Genomic DNA, 20,427 nt, shown 5'->3' with positions numbered 1-20,427 from the left:
CTCAGCTGGAGATTACAAACAGCGTTTACAATATGGTCGACGCGGCCGCGAGACCTTACAAATAAGGATGGTGAGTTTGCGCCGTCGCCCCGGCCAGCGATAGCGACTACCCAAAACTCAGGCGGTAGTTTCTACCAGCGACCCTGAACTACTGCCACCTTGAGATATCAGTGCATTCAACAAGGCGGCCGTCAGTGTCGATATTGATGCATTAAGGGCACCTATACGCGCTTGAGCCGCAAGCGCAGCTGCCGCTTTAGCTTCTTCACTTTGTTTTCCGGATTGAGTCTTTTGAAGATTTCGGAGTTCTTCTTGAAGTTGTTTTTGTAACTCTTCAAGTTGTCTCTTCAACGTTTCGACAATATCCGGAGCTTTCGAGGAACTCACATCTTTCTCGTCGAGCACACCTCTAAGTCCATCTCCTGGGCTGACAGCGGATTCGTCCATAGATATCTTTGATGAACCCTCAGCTTTGCTATCGGTTTCTTGACGAATAGCGCCTGGAGCGATTTTTTCTGGAATCGAATTACTAATATTGATAATCATGCAAAATTCCCTAAAGACGGATCAATAATTGTCACGACAGCTATACAGCCACGAGTTGCCCTCGAATTGCGTAAGCTTCAAGACACCACTAGCCAGTTAGCAAGCCGCACCCCGCTCGCGGATAGCTAATGACTTTCTGTGAGCATCTTTAACAAATACGGTATTTAAGAGCCTGGCATTTAATACTACTGAGAAGCACTCGCGCTATTAGCGCAAAGGCAATATATCGCCGCGATTGGAAAATGTGGCGTCTCTACCAAAATTGGTCCAGATCTCTCTGTCACCGATGATTTTCTATCTCGTCATGAGGATAAATGTGCCGTCGCGGCCTTTGCCATTGGGCTTGAACATACTGAATTAACTGATTAGGAGGCTACTGAGGGGGATATCAAGAGGAATGCTGGAAATGGACCTGCGCGGAGATGGAGTGTGAACGCTTTGGATTGATGTCAACTGCGGCGATAGTCAGCTGCCGGCCAAGAGACGCAGACGTCCGATTCGCTGAAGAAATGGTCAGCGTGTTACTTTTCCTTGACACACACGGAGTACTGCACCTCTTGTAAGGAAATTACGATGCTCGTCGATACCCGCGAAATCTGCATTCAGTCGCCACGCCTTAGTATTCAGCCATTCTGCGCGCAGGACGCCGTTGAATCCTTCGCTTGTATAACTGCCTCGTTGACTCGTTACATGTCGTGGGAGCCACCTGCTTCTCTTGAGGACTACGCAAACGTCTGGCGGCACTGGCTGCCTTCAATCGCAGATGGCAGCGACTTTGTGTTCGCAATTAGACAACTCGACGATGCTCGTTTTACTGGCCTTGTCGGCCTGCACGATACCCACGGTGAAACGCCGGAGCTGGGTATCTGGATTCGTGAAGATAAACACGGGCTAGGCTTTGGAGGTGAAGCGGTCCAAGCGGTTGTTCAGTGGGCCAGCCAGCGAGTGGTAGCAAAAAGTTTCATCTACCCCGTTGCGACGGACAACCATGCGAGTCGACGTATTGCCGAGGCTCTTGGTGGGATCATCCTCGAGATGCGCACATCAGCCAAGTACGACTCGGTTGTTTACCAAATACCAACTGTTTAATCATCTTTATCAAACCCGTCGACTGACTACTTCTGGCCGTGAGTGGACGTTTAGGCTCCTTGGTCTCGAGCACAATCCCACGTTCAATCGAGGAGAGCCATACCGATAACGGCCTCTTGAGCTTCCCAAAAAAGGTAGGGTTGCGGAAGCGATCCGAAAAGTTGCGGAAGCGATTACCAAATCGCAGGCAATAAAAAACCCCGTAGACCATTGATCTACGGGGCTTTAAGAGTGGAGGCCGAGGTCGGAATCGAACCGGCGTAGGCGGATTTGCAATCCGCTGCATAACCATTTTGCTACTCGGCCTCAAACGATCAACGCCCTTGCCGCTGGCATTCACCGCATAAAAACTTGAGTGGGCCATAGAGCCCTGCCTCTACTCTAACTCATTGAATACATTGAAGTTTTTAATGCTTCGTTGCGTTCGATGGGCGCCATTATGTACTCATTTGCTTTTGCCTGCAACCCCTTGATTTCAAAAATATTTCGTATTGGCATCAAGGAGTTGCGCGCCTGCCCTACTCCTTGATGAGGTGCTGCTGGTACTGCGGGTCGGCCTTGATCTGGGCGTCGGTGAACGGCAGTGGGCGCAGTTTTTTCTCGGAGAACGCTTGGGTCTGGTCCTTCGAGTATTTCGATGCCGGGTTGCTGGACAGGGAGAATGCCAGCAGGCCTTGGGCGTGTGGCCCCTGGTCGTCGAAGGTGACGATCTGCAGGTAGCTGCTGCCGCTGACCACTTCGCGCTTGCCGTCGACCCGGGGCACGGTTTGCATGGCGTTGTAGATCCCCAGCGCTTGCGGGCCGCCGTGGATCGGGGTTTGGCCGCTGACCTGGATATCGCCCCATTTGCTGTCGGCGTTGAGGCCGAGTTTGGCCACGGCTGCGGTGGAGGCCAGCATGGCTTCGCGCAGGGCCTTGGCCACGGGGGCGCGCTCGATGGCCAGGCCCCGTGGGGTGGTCAGGGGTTGGGCCGGGTCGAACGCGACGCGCCAGGCATCGGGGAGTTGCTGCAGGTCTTCAACCAAATTGATGAAGTGCACCAGGCCCAGGCCGCTGTCGAGGTTGGCGCGTCGGTCCCAGTCGTTGAGGCTGGTGCACAGCGACTTCAGCGCAGTCGCGTCGGTGCCGAGGTGTTTAGCGCAGAATTCCAGCAGGTCGGGCATGACCTGGCCGGCCAGGTACACCTCGTTGTCCATGACCATGTTTTGCAGATCGGCGACGCTGATCGGTTGCGTCTCCAGGGATTGCAGGCGTTGCAGGGCGAAGCGTGCGCGCGGGCCGAGGCCGATGTGGTCCTGGCTGATCACCGGGGAGAAGCCGGTCAACGGCGCCTTGGGGTTGGCCAGCCACGCCGAATCGTTAGAGTGCTGCACGTAGTCGCTACGCTCCAGCTGCGGCAACTGGTCGGCGGGGAAGATGCCGGCCTGGGCGGCGCGCGGGTCGACGTCCCAGGCGCAGGCACTGCGGGCGCCGTCGAGCATGATCATCTGCAGGCCGGCACGCGGGTCGCTGCATTGCGCCAGTTTGGCCGCACTGACGTTGGGCACCACCGACAGGTTCATGTACAGGCTCTGGCCCTGGTCATCGGCGGCCAGGGTATTGACCCACGGGATGCCTTGCAGGGTGTGCACCGAGGTTTGCAGGTCCTTGAGGCTCGTGGCACGGTTCATGGCGTACCACTGTTGCAGGACGCGGTCGTTGCCCAGGTTGGCATCGCGCAGGCTGAAGGCGTGGTGACTGTCCCAATCCAACTTGCCGGGCCATTGCACCACGGGGCCGAACTGCGAGCTATAGACCGGATGGGTCACCGGCTTCACGCTGCCGTCCGCTTGCCTGACCTGCACCGTCACCGAGGTTTTCTCCAGGGGGATGGATTTTCCATCCAGCATATAGCGCGTGGAGTCCTTGGGATCCAACGTCAGGCGAAACAGGGTGAAGTGCTTGGACGTATCCACCGTGTGCGTCCACGCCACATGCTGGTTGAAGCCGATATTGATCACCGGCAGGCCGGGCAGCGCGGCGCCCATCACATCCAACTGGCCGGGGATGGTCAGGTGCATTTCATAAAAGCGCATGCCGCCCACCCACGGGAAATGCGGGTTGGCCAGCACCATGCCACGGCCATTGAACGAACGGTCGCGGCCCACCGCCACGGCATTGCTGCCGCGATCCAGGCTGAAGCGCTGTTGATTGGCGGCGGCCAATTCGAATGCCTTGGCGCTGGGTTGCACACTCGCGGAGGCCTGAGGCGGCGCGGCGCCGACCAGGGCTTCGGCGAACTGGCCGACACCGCCCTCCACCAACAACCTGCGGGTCAATTTCACCAGGTCTTCAACCACCAGCGGCCGCACCCAGGCCGCCTGGCACTGGGCGGGTGCGCCCTGTTCTTTCAGATAGCGGTTGTAGCCGGCCACGTAGCCTTGCATGCGCTGTTGGATCTGCGGGCTTTGCGCCTTCCAGAAAGCCGCCACCGCGCCCGGAGTATTCAGCCAGGTGAAAAACACATCGCTGGCCAGGTTGTTGCGCTCTTCCAGGGTCGACTGCTCGGGGCCGAAGTACCGGGCCCGCTCGCCGTTCACGGTAACCACTTCATTGGCCAGCAGGCATAGGTTGTCCTGGGCATAGGCATAACCGATCCCGAAGCCCAGGCCACGCTCGTCATTGGCGCGAATATGCGGCACGCCGAAACTGGTGCGGCGGATATCCGCCGACGCCTGCGTTGTCGACTCCCGTGCCGTTGCAGCCAGGCTCACCCCCAGCAACAGCCCCGTCACGCACACCCTGGCCAACCCATTGGAAATAATCACACAGACTCCGCAGTCAAATTGAACACCCTCACAGGGGTAACCACCCCACCGTAAGGACGCAAAAAACCGGGAGAAATTTAACCCTGGAGCAGGTTTATCCGAGGCGCTGCAGATGTGACAAAGCCGATACCGACAAATTTTCTACATCACGCCCTTCATGATTTAGCACGCTCGTTCGTCTTATTAACTAAGAGCGCCATCATTTTCCTGATCAGGCTCTGATAAGGAGTTTTTGCATGTACAACCCGCAAGTGCCCACGGACGGACATCCACCCGCAGCCGACAGCCAATTTGGCAACGGCGCCCAAGCGTTCGGCAACCCCCCCGAACAGCAAGGCAACCAGCGTATTCGCCACCTGCTCAAGTGTTTCGGCCTGCGCACCAGCCTGATCCGGCTGAAGGTCATCGACGCCCTGCTCACCGCCGCCGACAACCAGCGCACCCTGGGGGTACGTGGCGTGCACAGCCATTTGCTGGAGCTGGGGATCCCGTTGTCGTTCCTGAGTGTGCGCGAGGTGCTCAAGCGCCTGTGCAGCGAAGGCGTGATCACCCTTAACGCAGATAAAAGCTACAGCCTCCATGAAGAGGCTGCCAAGGTACTCGACGCTCGAAGCTGAGGCGGACCTTAAAGCTTGACCTTGCGGCGCATGATGCCGTTGATCACCACCACGACGACCGCGACGGCGATGGCGATGGTCTGGAACGTCTTCTCACTGATAAACCCGATGTTCTGCAGGTAGGACAGGCCAAACATCGTCGCCAATACCGCCAGGGCGATCAGGATCGAGTATTTCAAGCGTTGCTTTTGGGTCATGACGGGTTCCTGAACCGGAAGAATGTATTCACTGTGTATCGCCGAACACGCCAGGCACATACCCGGCGACGGGATGCACGGGGTCGACGGGGTCTTATGTTACAGGTGATGAAAAGCTTTGGCTCCTCCGGTGTGCCGCTCACCCCGACGACGGCGGGCCGCCGGGCTCAGGCCATGCCGTCACTGGCTCCCCCCATGCGCCCAGCGCTGATGCAACCCGCGTGCAAGCGCATCCAGGGCAAACCCCAACAGCCCGATCAGCAACACCATCGCCATCAGTTCCGAATAGGCCAGGCGATCACGGGTATCCAGGATGTAGTAGCCGAGCCCCGCGCTGACCCCGAGCATTTCGCACGGCACCAGCACGATCCACAGGATCCCGATGGCCAGCCGTACGCCGGTCAGCACGTGGCCCACCACGCCAGGGATGATCACCCGGCGCAAGGTTTCCCAGCGCGTGGCGCTCAGGCTGCTGCTCAACTGCAGCCAGCGCGGGTCGAGTTGGCGCACGCCGGCGGCGGTGTTGAGCATGATCGGCCACACTGCGGCAAACGCCAGCAGGAAGTAGATCGGTTGGTCCCCTACCCCCATCAGCATCACCACGATGGGCATCCAGGACAGCGGTGAGATCATCCGCAGAAACTGGAAGGCCGGCGTGGTCGCCGCTTCCAGGTTGCGCGAACTGCCCACCAGCAGCCCCAGCGGCACCCCCACCAGCAAGGCCAGGAACAGCCCGACGAAGATACGCTTGAGGCTCACGACAATATGCAGATACAGCTCACCGCGCCCCAGCAATTCCCACAGGCTGCTGAAGGTGGCGGCCAGCGAAAAGCGCGCCGCCAGGCCGCCCCCATCGCCCCACACCTTCACCCCCAGCCACCACAGCAACAACAGGCCGGCCAGGCCACTCAACCCGAGCAACCAGCCCGGGACTCTGCGGTTGTTCAAACGCCAATCTCCTCGGTCCGCTCAAAGCCCTCGGGCAAACCGAAGATGCCCATGCCGCCCACCGCTTGGATGGCGTTGCGCACAAAACGGTCATCCACCAGATCCTTGGCGACAAAGGCCGGGTCCAGGTCGGCGAGGAATTTCTTGTCCCCCTCGATCAGCGTGTCCTTCAAGCGTCGCACCAATTCCTCGGTGTAGCTGGGGAATGGATAGGGCTGGAAGTCGATGCGGTGCTCGTCCCAGTCGGCATGCCGGATCGCGCCATCGGCTAGGTAGGCCGCGCGGTCGGCAGCGGCTGGCGCCAGGACTTTGCTCAACACCGGCTCGGCATGTGGCGTGTAGCGGTTCGGGCCGTCCTTGGACAGCAGTTTCACCGCCTCTGCGCGGTTATCACGGGTCCAGACCTGGGCCTTGACGATCGCATTCACGACTTTCTGCGACCACTCCGGGCGATTGTTCAGGTCGTGTTCGTGCATGAACACCACGCAGCACGCGTGATTGCGCCACACGTCGCCGGTAAACCGCTGCACACGCCCGACCTTGAGGTTCTCCGCCAGGGCGTTGAACGGCTCGGCGACGATATAGCCGTCGATGCGCTGGCTGGCCAGGGCCGGCGGCATGTCCGAAGGCGGCAGCACGATCAGGTTGACTTCATTGGCGCCGATCGCACTGCCGGCGGCACGCGCCACCGGGGTCAGGCCGTTGTCGCGGAACAGTTGCTGCACCACCACGTTATGGATCGAATACCAGAACGGGATCGCCACCGACTTGCCGCCCAGTTGCTTCACCTCGGTAATACCCGGTGCCACGGTGAGCCCCGAACCGCCCACATGGTTCCACGCCACCACCTTGGCCGGCACCTGGCTGCCATAGCGCGCCCACACGGTCATCGGCGACAGCAGGTGGATCACGTTGACCTGCCCGGAGATAAACGCCTCGATCACCTGCGCCCAACTGCGCAGCAACACCGGACGCTCGGCCTTGATGCCTTCGGCTTCGAACAGGCCGTTGTTATGCGCCACCAGCAAGGGCGTCGCGTCGGTGATCGGCAGGTAGCCGATGCGCACCGGCGCATCCGGCTCGCTGGCGGCGCGGGCCTGCAGGCTGCTCAGCAGCGGCAAGGCGCCGGCGGCACTGAGTACCGCGGAAAGTTTGAGAAAGTCACGGCGCGAGTGGGTCAGGTCATCCAGGCACATGGCTGGGCTCCGGCAGGTCAAGGGTTTGGGGTTGAGGGCGGCTCGCCTGCCGTAGGGTTTTAAGAATCTCGATGCGCAGCGCGCCGATGGCTTCCACCTGTTCTTCCCGCGGTTGCGGCAGGTCGATACGCCATTCGCCCAGCGTCCGCGCCGGGCGGTTGCCCAGCAGCAGGATGCGGTCGGACAACAGCAGCGCTTCGTCGATGTCATGGGTGATCAACACCGCCGCCGAACCCTGCTCACGGTTGACCTTGAGCAACAGGTGCTGCATATCGGCACGGGTCACTTCATCCAGCGCACCGAAGGGCTCATCCAGCAACAGCACCTGAGGCTGGCGTGCCAGGCAACGGGCCAACGCGGTGCGCTGGGCCATGCCGCCGGACAGCTGCGCCGGAAATTGCTGGCGGGCGTGCTCCAGGCCAACCGCCGCGATGGCGTGGTCGACCCGCCGGCGGCGCTCATCAGCGCTCAGGTGCGGCTGGCGGGCGAAATCCAGGCCGAACGCGACGTTCTTTTCCAGGCTCAACCACGGCAACAGGCTGGGGTCCTGGAACGCTACGGCGACACGTGGATGGGGGCCGCTCAACGGCTCGCCCAACACCTGCACCTTGCCTTCCTGGGGCGTCTGCAAACCGGCGAGCACCCGCAACAGGCTGGACTTGCCGACCCCGCTGGGGCCCAGGATCGACACCACTTCACCGCGCTGCAATTGCAGGTCGAAGCCTTGCAGCACCGGGCCGCCGGCGTACCCCAGGCCAATGCCCCGGGCACTCAATACCACCGGGCTCACAGGTTGGCCTGGCGTTGCAACTCGGTGCGCAATTGCACCAGGCTGGGCGTGACGATCGGCACAAATGCCGACTCCCGCCAGCGCCGCGCAAACCCACTGCCATGGGCCGTGAGGTAAGCCTTGCCGCCACTGGCCTGCAGTTCCAGCTGCACCGCGCTGGCAGCGGTTTCGGCCAGGCCGATGCGCAACTTGAACAGCGCCACCGGCTCGGCGGCGAAGCGCCCGGCGAGCAGGCCATTCTGCAGCTCGGTCACCAGGTGATCCAAGGTCCCGCGCAACCCTTCGAGTTCTTCGCGCAGCACCGTGCGGGCCGCGCCCAGGTGATGGGCGACTTCCGCCAGCGAGCGCCGGGCCAGGCCGATCGACATACCGCACTGCAAACCCAGGAACGCCGGGCGCACGGCCGGCAGGAACTTGCGTGCATCCTCGTGCAGCAACCACTCGCGACTCAGCTCGACACCTTCCAGGCCCAGGGCTGCGGTGTTGCTCGATTGCAGGCCGAGCAGTTCCAGGTCGCCGGAACGTTGCAGGCCAGCCACCGAATCCGGGATCGCCAGTATAAACGGCGCGCCGCCGCCGGCATGCTCGACCGCCGCCGCCGCGACAAAGCCGTTCTTGCGCAGGTTGGTCACCCAGTGCAGGCGACCGTTGAGGGTCCAGCCGTGATCGGTGGGCTCGGCGCTGATCTGCAGCGTCTCGATGCCCGACAGGAACTTCATGGCATTCGACAAACCGGTGGCCCCCGCCAGCCTGCCGCTGAGCAGGTCCGGCAGCAATTGCTCGCGCAGCCGCTCATTCGGGCTCTGCAGCAGATACTCGATAAACGAGCGCTGGCCCCAGCACACAAACGCCGCCGCCAACGAATGGCTGGCGACATGGGCGATGGCCTCGACGGCGCCGGCCACATCGCCGCCCAGGCCGCCGAAGGCTTTTGGCACACCGATACGCAGTACGTTGGCCTCTGCCAGTCGTGGCAGCACTTCCTGGGGATCGCAACTGCCCACATCCAGGGCCTGCGCTTGAACATCGAGCCAACGGCTCAAGATCGGGTCAAGCATTCATGTTTCTCCTTGTCAAAGCAGCGGGACCATCAGCCATTCAGCTGGCCGGTTTTTCCCAACGGTATTGCGCCAGCTCCGGGTTCAGCGGGGTACGGGCAAACACGTTAGCGAAGTTGCACAGGGTTGCCAGGCTCACTCCCAAAATAACTTCCAGGGCCTGGCCTTCGGTGTAACCGGCGGCGCGGAACGCGTCAAAACCGGCGTCGCTGACATCGCCACGGGTGGCAATGACTTCCCGGGTAAAGGCAGCGAGTGTCTCATACCGGGCATTGGGCAATTCGCCGCGCTGGCGCAGGGCGTCGATCACCTCTTCCGGCAGCTTGGCCTTGTTGCGCGCCACGGCGGTGTGGCCGGCGACGCAGAAATCGCAGCCGTGGGTGGTGGCGGCAATCAACTGCACCACTTCGCGATCGGCCAGGCTCAGCTCGGCCTTGGCGTTCAGGCCCGAGACGGTGATGTAGGTTTCCAGCGCCGCCGGGGCATTGGCCAGCACGGCCAGCAGATTGGGGATGAAGCCCGAGGCTTTCAGCGCATTTTCCAGCAGCGGCTTGGCGGCGGGTGGCGCGGTTTGCGGGGTGAGCAGCGGTACACGGGACATGGAGCGGTCTCCTGAGGGTTCGTGTATCCAGTCTGTTGGTTATAAGAAATCCTCTCAATAGGCTAAAGTAGCGATTACTTGCTCTTGAGTCTTTCCATTAGATGAATTCTTCCAGTGCCCTTGTCGATTGGTTATTAGACAGCCTCGAACTCAACACCAGCCTGTTCCATGTCGGGCGCTATTGCGGCGATTGGCATGCCAGCACCCACGGCCTGGCGCGTGCGAGTTTCCACCTGATCGTGCAAGGCGAGTGCTGGCTGCACATCGCCGGCGAACCCACCGCCGTAGCGTTGAACAACGGCGACGCGGTGTTCCTGCTCCGTGACCTGGAATATCGGTTGTCCGGGGCAGCCACGGCGGCTGGCGCGCAGGAATGTCCGCGACGCCCGATGCTGCCCCTGGACAACGGCGCCAGCGACGGCGTGGGGCTGGTGTGCGGGTTCTTTCACTTCCAGTCGGGCTTGTCGGCGATGATCGTCGACACCCTGCCCGCGTGGATCGTCCTGCGGGCCGGCGACCCCTCGCTGACGGCCGCCCGCAACCTGTTCGAGCTGATCCTGCAGGAGTGCCAGCGCGACCCGGCGCCGTCCGCGGCCTTGCTCGAGCGCCTGTGCCACCTGCTGTTCCTGTATGTACTGCGCCAGCAAGTGCTGGATAACCACGCACTCGGTGGCCTGGCCGCGCTGGGGCGCCAGCCGGCGTTCGCGAACCTGCTGGAACACTTGATCGCCCGCCCGGCAGACGCCTGGACCCTGGAAAGCATGGCGGCCTGCACCGGCTTGTCGCGCTCGGCGTTTTTCAAGCGCTTCACTGAATTGTGCGGGCAGTCGCCCGGCCAGGTGCTGCTGATGATGCGCATGCGCCACGCCTGCCAATTGTTCAAGCAGGACCAGACCGTCGCGGATGTCGCAGTGGCGGTGGGTTATCAGTCCGTGGCGGCGTTTACCCGCGCCTTCCACAAAGTGACCGGGCAGCAACCCGGCGCTTACCGCAAGGCCCAGGCCTAGCGGTGCAAACCGGTGCCCGGCTGTCGGCACAGCTCAACCAGCCAGTCCACGAACACCCTCACCCGCTGTGACAACTGGCGATGGGGCGGATACAGCGCCGTCAGCGCCATTGTCGGCACGGGCAACTGCGCCAGCACGGGCACCAGGCGGCCCTCGGCCAGTTGCCGCATCGCATGATAGTGCGGCGCCTGAATCAGGCCGTAGCCGGCTTCGCACGCAGCGAAATAACCATCGGAGCTGTTGACCGCCACGCGCTTGGGCAACTGGATCGAGTGCACGGCGTTGTCGACCAGGAACTCCAGGCCGAACCGCTTGCCGCTGGCCGTGGAGACATACTCGACCATCTGGTGATTGACCAGGTCGTCGAGGCCCGCCGGTATGCCCATGCGTTCCAGGTACCCGGGGCTCGCCAGGGTCAACTGGTCCATCATTGCCAAGGGCCTGGCCACCAGCGACTCATCCAGCGCCGGACCGCCGCGCAGCACGCAATCCACACCTTCGCGGATCAGGTCCACCGGGCGGTCGTTCAGGCCGATGTCCAATTCGATTTGCGGATAGCGCGCGGTGAACGCCGGCAACGCGGGAATCACAATCAGGCGCCCGATCCCCGAAGGCATATCCACGCTCAGGGTGCCGCGTGGGTTCTGGCGGCGAGTGGAGAACACCGCCTCGGTTTCCTCCAGGTCGGTGAGCAGCTGTACGCAGCGCTGGTAATACGCCGCGCCGTCCAGGGTCGGGCTGACCTGGCGCGTGGTGCGCTGCAGCAACTGCACGCCCAGGTGCGCCTCCAGTTGCTTGATCAGGATGGTCACCGACGCGCGGGGCAGTTGCAGGCTGTCGGCGGCCTTGGCAAATCCGCCCAACTCGACAATCCGGGTAAACACCCGCATGGCGTTAAAACGATCCAAGGGCCGACTCCAGGAGGATTATTTAGAAATTATCAATAGTGATAGTGCTTTTAGCCGGTTTATCCCGGTTTTGTCGAGGGCAACAATGGCGTCCTACCTCATCAGGAGCTGCACCCATGCACACTCGTCAACTCGGTAAGAACGGTCCTCACGTCAGTGCCATCGGCCTCGGCTGCATGGGCATGAGTGATTTCTACGCCCCCGGCACCGACACCTCGGAGGCCACTGCCACGCTGCATCGCGCCTTGGAGTTGGGTGTCAATTTCCTTGATACCGCCGATATGTACGGCCCCCACACCAATGAGCAACTGATCGGCAAAGCCATTGCCGGCAAACGTGACCAGGTGTTCCTGGCGAGCAAGTTCGGCATTGTGCGTGACCCGGCCAACCCGGCCTTGCGTGGGGTGAACGGTCGCCCCGAGTACATTCGCGATGCCATCAACGGCACCTTGCAGCGCCTGGGCGTGGACACCCTGGACCTGTACTACCAGCACCGAATCGACCCGCAGGTGGCCATCGAAGAAACCGTCGGTGCCATGGCCGAGCTGGTGCAGCAAGGCAAGGTGCGTTACCTGGGGCTGAGCGAAGCATCCGCCGCCACGCTGGAACGCGCCCATAAGGTGCACCCGATCAGCGCCCTGCAAAGCGAATATTCCCTGTGGAGCCGCGACCAGGAAAGCAACGGCTGCCTCGCGGCCTGCCAACGCCTGGGCATCGCGTTTGTGCCTTACAGCCCGCTGGGCCGAGGCTTTCTGACGGGCGCCCTGAAAAGCCCGGCGGATTTCGATGCCGATGACTACCGTCGCACCAACCCACGCTTCCAGGGCGAGAACTTCGCGAAGAACCTGCAACTGGTCAAGCAGGTTCAAACCCTCGCAGCCGACAAAGGCGTCACCGCCGGGCAACTGGCGCTGGCGTGGGTGTTGGCACAAGGCGACTTCATTATTCCGATTCCTGGCACCAAGCAGCGCAAGTACCTGCAGGAGAACGTGGAGGCCGTGTCAATCCGCCTCGGCGCGGCTGAACTGGCGGCACTGGAGAGGATCTTTCCGGCCGATGCAAGTGCCGGCCTGCGCTATCCCGCAGAGGTGATGGCCATGCTGGATATCTGACGGCCAAGCTCAAGGGGCACCCGGTTTGCGGTGCTCCGACGCCAACACGTTTAGCACTAAAGCCCCTCCGGGGGCGGGGAACCTTCTCAGTCGGAGTTCCACGTAATAGCAACCCTGATACGTAATCAGGGTGCCCTTACACGCCACCCCAGAGGACATACCGATGTTATCTGCACTTGCCCACTCCTTGACATCCGGACTCTACGCCCAACTCCCCCGGCCTTTCGCTGAAACAAACGTTTCGCACTTCACCCCTCCCACCGACCTGACGCCAGGCATCGTGAACCGCCGCACCCACACGCTGCTTGTAGACGGTGACACCAAAATCAGCAGGGTCGTTGACTGGGACCCATCTGACCCCGAAAAACCGGAGATCCTGACCAGTTATCTGCACCTGCAAACCGGTAATGCCGCCGACCGTATCCACGTGCGCAGTTGGTCGGTGGACAAGCTGCAGATCTTCATCAACGATAAACCGCATTTAGTCGATATCAATACAAACGAAAGAAGCGAGCACGAGCTATTCATCGAAAGCCACGGCGGTGACGACACGGTCATCATCGACGATGACGTCAAGCTTCGCGTGAGCGTGCAAGGCGGCGACGGCAACGATTATCTCCAGGCGGGCGGAGGTCGCAGCAGGCTTTTCGGAGGGGCTGGCAACGATATCCTGCAGTTGGGCAGCGGACTGGGTTATGCCGAGGGCAACGACGGCGATGACACAATCATGGGAGGTCCCGGCAATGGCGTAATGTACGGCAATAAAGGCAAGGACCTGCTCATTGCAGGCTTTGGCCCCTCCACCAGGCAGACCTATCTGGACGGTGGCGACGACAACGATGTACTTCTCTCAGGCAGCGGACATACCGTTGCACATGGGGGCAATGGCGACGACGTCCTTGCAGGGTACGAGCGCACGACCTTCTACACCGGCAAAGGAAACGACACTATCTGGAACAACCAGCGCAAGGACCTTATCTACGCCAAGGCCACGGATGGTTTCGACCGCACCAGGGGGTCGACTTTCACCGAAGTGAAGCCAAGCAATGCCGGCAACCTGGGATTCAGTGTAGAAACTCCCCCTCAGACCCCGGAGGAGGACGCACAGGCTTTCAAGCAGCGCGTCGCCGACGATTTTGAATTTCTGCGCAGTTCACCCATAGGGCAACAAGCACTCAAACAAATGGATGAGCTCGCGGTAACAAATGGCGGCAAGGTCACCATTGAGCCAATCGGGAACGGCGGTACCGACTACATTCCTGGCGGTAGTGAACTGGATGAATTGACGCCCGAGGAGCGCGAAAGCGCAGAAGCCGGAACCTACGGGCATATCACGGATGGCGTTCCCGGTTTCCGCGTCACTCGCGGCATCATTCGCTATGAACCGCCATCTATTATCGAAAACGCCGAGCGTACCAATACAATGGTGCCCGTAACCGGTCTCGCCCATGAGATAAACCAAGCCTACACCTACGCAACCGGTACATCCGAGCATGGGTACACCCGCGAAGAGCCGGGGGAGGAAGGCCTTGTCGAGAACAACAAACGTCAAGTCATCGGTTTACCCTACGTTGAAGAACCTTCTCAGGACGGCACCCCTCCCTCGACATCAGCGCGTGTAACCAATCCGAAACACTTCACTGAGAACGCCCTGAATGCAGAAATGGGCAAACCCTTGAGGCAGTCCTACTTATGGACACCCAGCCCTCAAGGTCGCGGGAACTAATGCAGCGCCGGCAGGCCAGGCATTGATTCGATAAGCGGTAATCCCCATGGCGAGGCAGCTGCTGGCCTCGCCATGTTAAAAACCTGATTTGGCACCCCCGTACCTAAAGCTCTTCCTCGCCAAGCCGATAGCCCTACGAAGCTCCAAAACAGCCGCGTCGATAATAAACGCTTCGTAAGGACGACCCCCATGCCCCCACTGCGCTCCATCCAAGCTCGCTATACCCTGTTCCTGGTGCTGTTCGTCCTGGTGTTGTTCGTGTTGACGGTCGTCGGCATCGGCCAACTGGTCGCGCCCACGCTGCGCCATACCGAGGAACAGGTGGTGCTCAACCGCATCAGTGAGGTCGCCGAGCAGATCCAGGGCGAACTCAACAAGGTTCAGTCCCAGCAACGCACCATCACCCAGACCATTCCCCTGCTCGACAGCGATGCCATCGACAAGGTCCTGCCCGGCCTGGTCGACCAATATGGTGAGCTGAAGGTCTTCGGCGGCGGTATCTGGCCGCTGCCCAACCAGCGCACGCCGGGGCGCAACAAGCACAGCACCTTCTGGCACCGCGATGCCTCGGGCAAGCTGGCAGTGAACACCTTCTGGAACAGCGATCCTGCCCCCAACTATTACGACCAGAGCTGGTACAAGGGCGGACTCGCGTCGCCACGTGGCCAATGTGCCTGGGCCGCGGCCTACAAGGACGACGCCAGCCAGGAGCCGCGCACCAACTGCGCCATGGCGATCCAGCGTGACGGCGCGGCGTACGGCGTGGCCACCATCGACGTGACCCTGGGTTTCTTCAACGAACTGGTAGCCAGCAAGGAAAAGGACATCGGCGGGCAAATGCTGATCGTCGAAGGCGATGGCAAGATCATCAGCAACAGCACGCGCCTGAGCAGCCCGGTGGTGTTGAAGAACATCAGTGAACTGACCGGGACCTCGGCCTTTGCCGCCCAGGTCAGCAAGGCCCTGGCCCATCGCGACCAGGCCTTGCAGCGCAACGAGTTCGACAACCAGGGCGTGGCCAGTACCTTCTACATGCGCCCCATCGAAGGCACGCCGTGGTTCCTCGCCACCGCCCTGCCCACCTCGCTGATCACCGCCCAGCGCGATGACGTACTCGGCAGCCTGGCCCTGTTGCAGATCCCCATGGTGTTGCTGCTGGTGCTGCTGGCGGTGTATGCGATCCGCCAATTGGTGCAGCGCATGAAAATCCTGAAGACCAACATCGACGCACTGTCCACCGGCGATGCCGACCTGACGCGGCGCATCACCATCCGCGCCGAAGACGAACTGGGCGCCATCGGCCATTCGGTGAACCGCTTTATCGTCTACCTGCAAGACATGATCGGCGAAGTGACCCAGGCCACCGGTGCCATGTCAGCGGGCCTTGAGCAATTGCAGCAAACCTCGGCGCACACCAACAGCATCCTGGTGCGCCACGCCTCGGAGACCGACCAGACCGTTACCGCCATCACCGAGATGAGTTCCACCGCCGATACGGTGGCGCAGAACGCGGCGCAAACCGCTTCGTTCACCCAGCGCGCCAACGAACACGCCGACCGCTCCCGCGTGGTGGTGGGTGAAGCGTCCACCAGCGTCAGTGCGCTGATCGGCGAAGTCGCCAGTGCCACTCACACCGTCGAGAACATGCGCCAGGACGCCGCGCGCATCACCGAAACCCTCGGCGTGATCGGCGCGATTGCCGGCCAGACCAACCTGCTGGCCCTCAACGCCGCGATTGAAGCCGCGCGGGCCGGCGAGCAGGGTCGTGGTTTTGCGGTGGTGGCCGACGAAGTCCGCGCCCTGGCGGCGCGTACCCAGGCCAGCACTTCGCAGATCAATGAAATGCTCGCACGCCTGACCACCGGTGTCAGTTCGTCGGTGGCGGCCATGGAAAACACCCAGGCCAGCTGCCAGTCGGCGGCGGATGCCACGGCACGGGTGAACACCGGGCTCGACGAGATGGCCGGTTCGGTCAGCCATATCAATGACCTCAGCACCCAGATCGCCACCGCTGCCGAGCAGCAAAGCGCGGTGACCGAGGAGATCAACCGCAGCATGGTGCATATCCGACATATGGTCGAAGAGCTGGTGCAAAGCGGCCATGCCACGCAAACCAATACACAAAGCCTGCTGGACGCCAATGGCCGGGTGATTGCGTTGATGGGCCGGTTCAAGGTGCGCTGATAAATGGCTGAAACACTCCCGTGCAATGTGCGGGAGTGGGACTATTCTGACAGTTCACAGCCACACAGGAGGTGTGCCATGCGCGCTGTCGAGCAGTCGGTCCGCTTGGAACGGATCAGTCAGGAACGTTTTATCCAGGCCCCTATCGATGCCGTCTACGACTATGTGACCCAACCGGATCGCTGGCACGAATGGCACCCCACCTCCCTCGGTGCCGACACCGGCACCAGCGGCCCCCTCCCCGCCGGCGCACGTTTTACCGAAATGATCGACCTGCTCGGAGTACGCGTGCCCATGAGCTACCGCGTACAGATCGCCCGGCGTCCCGACGAGTTCAAGACAGTGTTCACCTCACTGGCCGTCGACGGTTCGATCCATTACTTTTTGCAGCCCTTTCGCGACGGCACCCTGTTCAAGCGCGTGCTGACCTATGAAACCGAATTGCAGTTGGCCAGCCTCCATGAACGCATGATCGAGCTGTCGGCGATTGCACTGGACCGGCTCAAGCAACGGATGGAAAACTCGCTCTCCGTATAATTTTGAAACATTAACCCGACGTCCCACGGATAAAAGCAGGGAGAATGCCCGGCTTACTGCCCGTATTGGACGAGACCCCAATGAAAACCCCGTTGCGATTGGCCCTGCTTTCAGCGCTGTTCACCACCACCCTGGCCCAGGCCGCCGACCTGATCCCCATCGATGTGCACCGCGACGCCAATTGTGGCTGCTGCAAAAAGTGGATCAGCCACCTGGAAAGCAACGGCTTCAAGGTCAATGACCATGTCGAAGCCGACATGAGCGCGGTCAAGCAGCGGCTGGGCGTGGCCCCGCGCCTGGGCTCGTGCCATACCGCCGTGATCGACGGCAAGTTCGTCGAAGGCCATGTGCCCGCCGAGCAGGTACTGGCCTTGCGCAAGCGCGACGACCTGCAGGGTATCGCCGCACCGGGCATGCCCATGGGTTCGCCCGGCATGGAAATGGACGGCCATGCCGAGGCCTATCAAGTCATCGGCCTGACCCGCGACGGCCAGGATGTGGTGGTGGCGGACTACCCGGCGCACTGATCGGTGCCGATGGGTTACCTGGGGCTGTTTCTCGCCGCATTTGGCGCGGCGACGTTACTGCCCCTGCAATCGGAGGCGGTGCTGGTCGGCCTGTTGATCAGCGGGCACTACAGCCTGTGGCTGCTGCTGGGTATCGCCACCCTGGGCAACGTCCTCGGCTCGCTGGTCAATTGGTGGCTGGGGCGCTGGGTGGAGCACTTCAAGCAGCGTCGCTGGTTTCCGGTCAGCGACAAGCAGCTGGAAAAGGCCCGCCATCATTACCAGCGCTGGGGGCATTGGACGCTGCTGCTCAGTTGGCTGCCGGTCATTGGCGACCCGCTGACGTTGGTGGCCGGGGTGATGCGTGAGCCGTTGTGGCGGTTCCTGCTGCTGGTGACCCTGGCCAAGGGCCTGCGATACGCGGTGCTCGCCGCCGTGACCTTGCAGTGGGTGTTAATCCCCCGTTAATCCCCCGCAAACAGCATCCGAGCACCCTGTTCGGAGCCCCGCCCATGCCTCTATCCCGTGCCTTTTGCATCGCCGGCCTGCTGACGGCCAGCATCGCCCCGGCGTTCGCCGCCAGCTATGGCCCTGAGCTGCAAGGCTTCCAATACCCCTATCCCCTCGAACATTTCCAATTCCAATCCCAAGGTAAATCCCTGCAAATGGGCTACATGGACGTGCCGGCCAAGGGGCAACCCAACGGTCGCAGCGTAGTGCTGATGCATGGCAAGAACTTTTGCGGCGCCACCTGGGAAAGCACGATCAAGGCCTTGAGCGACGCCGGTTACCGGGTGATTGCACCGGACCAGATCGGCTTCTGCAGTTCCAGCAAGCCCGACCACTACCAGTACAGCTTCCAGCAATTGGCCCTCAACACCCACCAACTGCTGGAAAAACTCGGCATTCAGAAGGCCACGCTGCTCGGCCATTCCACCGGCGGCATGCTCGCCACCCGTTATGCGCTGATGTACCCCGAGCAGACCGAGCAGCTCGGGCTGGTCAATCCCATCGGCCTGGAAGACTGGAAAGCCCTGGGCGTGCCCACGCTAAGCGTCGACCAATGGTATGCGCGGGAGCAGAAAGTCAGTGCCGAGGGGATTCGCAAGTACCAACTCAATACCTATTACGTCGGACGCTGGAAGCCGGAGTACGAGCGTTGGGTAGACATGTATGCGGGCCTGAGCAATGGCCCAGGGCATACGCTGGTCGCATGGAACTCGGCATTGATTTACGACATGATCTTCACCCAACCGGTGTACTACGAGTTCAAGCATCTGCAGATGCCTACCCTGTTGCTGATCGGGACCGCCGACACCACCGCCATTGGCAAAGACATTGCGCCGCCGGCGGTCAAGGCCAGGATCGGCAACTACGCGGTATTGGGCAAGCAAGTGGCCAAGCTGATTCCCCACGCCACACTGGTGGAGTTTCCAGGCCTGGGCCATGCGCCGCAGATGGAAGAGCCGGCGAAGTTTCACCAGGCGCTGTTGCAGGGCTTGAACGCCCTTTAATCCAACTTTTTTCGAGGCACGCGTGCATGTCGGTACAGATCGCAGTCATTGATGATTGGCAGAATGTCGCCCGTGGCGTGGTGGATTGGTCGCCGCTGGAGGCCGTGGGGCGGGTGCACTTCCTGCACGACTATCCGGCCGATACCGCCACGATGATTGAGCGTTTAAAGGCGTTCACGGTCATTTGCGTCATGCGCGAACGCTCGACCTTCGACCAAGCGCTGTTGCAGGGTTTGCCCAACCTCAAGTTGTTGGTGACCGGCGGCATGCGCAATGCCGCCATCGATATTGCCGCCGCCAAGGCCCTGGGCATCCAGGTGTGCGGCACCGACAGCTACAAGCAGGCGGCGCCGGAGCTGACCTGGGCACTGATCATGGCGTCTACCCGCAATCTGCTGGCCGAAGCCAACTCACTGCGCGCGGGTGGCTGGCAGGCGGGCCTGGGTGGCGACCTGCACGGTAAGACCCTGGGAGTGCTCGGCCTGGGCAGCATTGGCCAGAAGGTTGCGCAGTTCGCCCAGGTATTCGGTATGCGGGTGCTGGCCTGGAGTGAAAACCTCACGCCGGAGCACGCCGTGCAGGCCGGGGCGACCTGGGTCAGCAAGCGCGAGCTGTTTGAGCAGGCCGACATTCTCACGATTCATTTGGTACTCAGCGACCGCAGCCGTGGCCTGGTCGACGCCGAAGTATTGAGTTGGATGAAGCCGACGGCCCGGTTGGTGAACACCGCGCGCGGGCCGATTGTGGATGAGCAGGCGCTGGTGCAGGCATTGACCACTGGTCGCCTGGCGGGCGCGGCGCTGGATGTGTACGCCGAAGAGCCGCTGCCGGTGGATCACCCGTTTCGCCACTTGCCCAACGTACTCGCCACGCCCCATGTGGGCTACGTGAGTGAGCAGAACTACCGGCAGTTCTACGAGCAGATGATTGAAGATATCCAGGCCTGGGCCAAGGGCGCGCCCATTCGGGTGCTTGGCTGACGCACCAATCAGGTGCGACCCGCACTAAGGGTGTGAGCTTAATCTTCGTGGTGAGCAGGCTTGCCCTGCGCTGGGGCGCGAAGCGGCCCTGAAAACCGGCAACG

Annotated in this window: 20 protein-coding genes and 1 tRNA gene; 11 read left to right on the top strand and 10 right to left on the bottom strand. The window is 61.5% G+C overall.

Annotated features, from left to right (window positions below; translation table 11 throughout):
• Positions 1-117 precede the first annotated feature (117 nt).
• Positions 118-546 carry a hypothetical protein gene (locus BLQ09_RS30995; RefSeq protein WP_133822102.1) on the bottom strand — a complete coding sequence of 143 codons (429 nt, stop codon included), beginning with the start codon at positions 544-546 and terminating at the stop codon, positions 118-120.
• Positions 547-1,119: 573 nt separating this feature from the next.
• Here BLQ09_RS30995 and BLQ09_RS12680 point away from each other — a divergent pair.
• On the top strand, positions 1,120-1,635 hold the full coding sequence (locus tag BLQ09_RS12680) for a GNAT family N-acetyltransferase (RefSeq protein WP_027606721.1): 516 nt from the start codon (positions 1,120-1,122) through the stop codon (positions 1,633-1,635).
• A 232-nt stretch (positions 1,636-1,867) separates the two neighbouring features.
• On the opposite strand, the gene BLQ09_RS12675 is transcribed toward BLQ09_RS12680, so the two are convergent.
• Together BLQ09_RS12675 and BLQ09_RS12670 are read right to left on the bottom strand one after the other, a co-directional pair.
• A tRNA-Cys gene (locus tag BLQ09_RS12675) sits at positions 1,868-1,941 on the bottom strand.
• Positions 1,942-2,153: 212 nt separating this feature from the next.
• The gene (locus BLQ09_RS12670; protein ID WP_092357089.1) at positions 2,154-4,442 is read right to left on the bottom strand and encodes a bifunctional acylase PvdQ; all 2,289 of its coding nucleotides are present in this window, start codon (positions 4,440-4,442) and stop codon (positions 2,154-2,156) included.
• A gap of 236 nt (positions 4,443-4,678) precedes the next feature.
• Here BLQ09_RS12670 and BLQ09_RS12665 point away from each other — a divergent pair, with 236 nt between their 5' ends.
• The gene (locus BLQ09_RS12665) at positions 4,679-5,059 is read left to right on the top strand and encodes a fe2+ zn2+ uptake regulation protein (protein ID WP_027606723.1); all 381 of its coding nucleotides are present in this window, start codon (positions 4,679-4,681) and stop codon (positions 5,057-5,059) included.
• A gap of 8 nt (positions 5,060-5,067) precedes the next feature.
• On the opposite strand, the gene BLQ09_RS12660 is transcribed toward BLQ09_RS12665, so the two are convergent.
• The 6 genes from BLQ09_RS12660 to BLQ09_RS12635 all read right to left on the bottom strand — a co-directional run bounded on the left by BLQ09_RS12660 (position 5,068) and on the right by BLQ09_RS12635 (position 9,849).
• Positions 5,068-5,256, bottom strand: coding sequence for a hypothetical protein (locus BLQ09_RS12660; RefSeq protein WP_027606724.1), 189 nt, complete (start codon positions 5,254-5,256; stop codon positions 5,068-5,070).
• A gap of 180 nt (positions 5,257-5,436) precedes the next feature.
• The gene (locus tag BLQ09_RS12655) at positions 5,437-6,204 is read right to left on the bottom strand and encodes an ABC transporter permease (protein ID WP_092357086.1); all 768 of its coding nucleotides are present in this window, start codon (positions 6,202-6,204) and stop codon (positions 5,437-5,439) included.
• On the bottom strand, positions 6,201-7,400 hold the full coding sequence (locus BLQ09_RS12650; protein WP_092357083.1) for an ABC transporter substrate-binding protein: 1,200 nt from the start codon (positions 7,398-7,400) through the stop codon (positions 6,201-6,203). The genes BLQ09_RS12655 and BLQ09_RS12650 overlap by 4 nt, the downstream gene beginning before the upstream one ends.
• Positions 7,387-8,190, bottom strand: a complete 804-nt coding sequence (locus tag BLQ09_RS12645; protein ID WP_027606727.1) for an ABC transporter ATP-binding protein — start codon at positions 8,188-8,190, stop codon at positions 7,387-7,389. The genes BLQ09_RS12650 and BLQ09_RS12645 overlap by 14 nt, the downstream gene beginning before the upstream one ends.
• Entirely contained in the window at positions 8,187-9,248 is a 1,062-nt protein-coding gene (locus tag BLQ09_RS12640) for an acyl-CoA dehydrogenase family protein (protein WP_027606728.1), read from the bottom strand. The genes BLQ09_RS12645 and BLQ09_RS12640 overlap by 4 nt, the downstream gene beginning before the upstream one ends.
• A 40-nt stretch (positions 9,249-9,288) precedes the next feature.
• Positions 9,289-9,849: a carboxymuconolactone decarboxylase family protein gene (locus BLQ09_RS12635; protein WP_027606729.1), complete on the bottom strand. Its 561-nt coding sequence runs from the start codon at positions 9,847-9,849 to the stop codon at positions 9,289-9,291.
• A gap of 101 nt (positions 9,850-9,950) precedes the next feature.
• Here BLQ09_RS12635 and BLQ09_RS12630 point away from each other — a divergent pair, with 101 nt between their 5' ends.
• A complete protein-coding gene (locus tag BLQ09_RS12630) occupies positions 9,951-10,856 on the top strand; it encodes an AraC family transcriptional regulator (protein WP_092357080.1) in 906 nt (301 codons plus the stop codon).
• On the opposite strand, the gene BLQ09_RS12625 is transcribed toward BLQ09_RS12630, so the two are convergent.
• Entirely contained in the window at positions 10,853-11,764 is a 912-nt protein-coding gene (locus BLQ09_RS12625) for a LysR family transcriptional regulator (protein ID WP_092357077.1), read from the bottom strand. The genes BLQ09_RS12630 and BLQ09_RS12625 overlap by 4 nt on opposite strands.
• A gap of 116 nt (positions 11,765-11,880) precedes the next feature.
• On the opposite strand from BLQ09_RS12625, the gene BLQ09_RS12620 reads away from it, so the two are divergent.
• The 8 genes from BLQ09_RS12620 (at position 11,881) to BLQ09_RS12585 (ending at position 20,323) form a co-directional block, all read left to right on the top strand.
• Positions 11,881-12,876 (top strand): aldo/keto reductase, encoded by a 996-nt coding sequence (locus BLQ09_RS12620; RefSeq protein WP_092357074.1) that lies wholly within the window; start codon positions 11,881-11,883, stop codon positions 12,874-12,876.
• Between the two features lie 163 nt (positions 12,877-13,039).
• The gene (locus BLQ09_RS12615) at positions 13,040-14,602 is read left to right on the top strand and encodes a M91 family zinc metallopeptidase (protein WP_092357071.1); all 1,563 of its coding nucleotides are present in this window, start codon (positions 13,040-13,042) and stop codon (positions 14,600-14,602) included.
• A gap of 189 nt (positions 14,603-14,791) precedes the next feature.
• A complete protein-coding gene (locus BLQ09_RS12610) occupies positions 14,792-16,786 on the top strand; it encodes a methyl-accepting chemotaxis protein (protein ID WP_092357067.1) in 1,995 nt (664 codons plus the stop codon).
• A 78-nt stretch (positions 16,787-16,864) separates the two neighbouring features.
• Positions 16,865-17,323: an SRPBCC family protein gene (locus BLQ09_RS12605; RefSeq protein WP_027606734.1), complete on the top strand. Its 459-nt coding sequence runs from the start codon at positions 16,865-16,867 to the stop codon at positions 17,321-17,323.
• Between the two features lie 80 nt (positions 17,324-17,403).
• A complete protein-coding gene (locus tag BLQ09_RS12600; RefSeq protein WP_092357065.1) occupies positions 17,404-17,850 on the top strand; it encodes a DUF411 domain-containing protein in 447 nt (148 codons plus the stop codon).
• A gap of 9 nt (positions 17,851-17,859) precedes the next feature.
• On the top strand, positions 17,860-18,297 hold the full coding sequence (locus BLQ09_RS12595) for a YqaA family protein (protein WP_027606736.1): 438 nt from the start codon (positions 17,860-17,862) through the stop codon (positions 18,295-18,297).
• Between the two features lie 44 nt (positions 18,298-18,341).
• The gene (locus BLQ09_RS12590) at positions 18,342-19,343 is read left to right on the top strand and encodes an alpha/beta fold hydrolase (RefSeq protein WP_027606737.1); all 1,002 of its coding nucleotides are present in this window, start codon (positions 18,342-18,344) and stop codon (positions 19,341-19,343) included.
• 26 nt (positions 19,344-19,369) lie between these two features.
• Entirely contained in the window at positions 19,370-20,323 is a 954-nt protein-coding gene (locus BLQ09_RS12585) for a D-2-hydroxyacid dehydrogenase family protein (protein ID WP_092357062.1), read from the top strand.
• Positions 20,324-20,427 lie beyond the last annotated feature (104 nt).

This window comes from Pseudomonas sp. NFACC25, assembly GCF_900100935.1.
Classification (GTDB): domain Bacteria; phylum Pseudomonadota; class Gammaproteobacteria; order Pseudomonadales; family Pseudomonadaceae; genus Aquipseudomonas; species Aquipseudomonas marginalis.
Note: the sequence above shows the minus strand (reverse complement) of the source record. Positions and strands in the feature narration are given on the sequence as shown.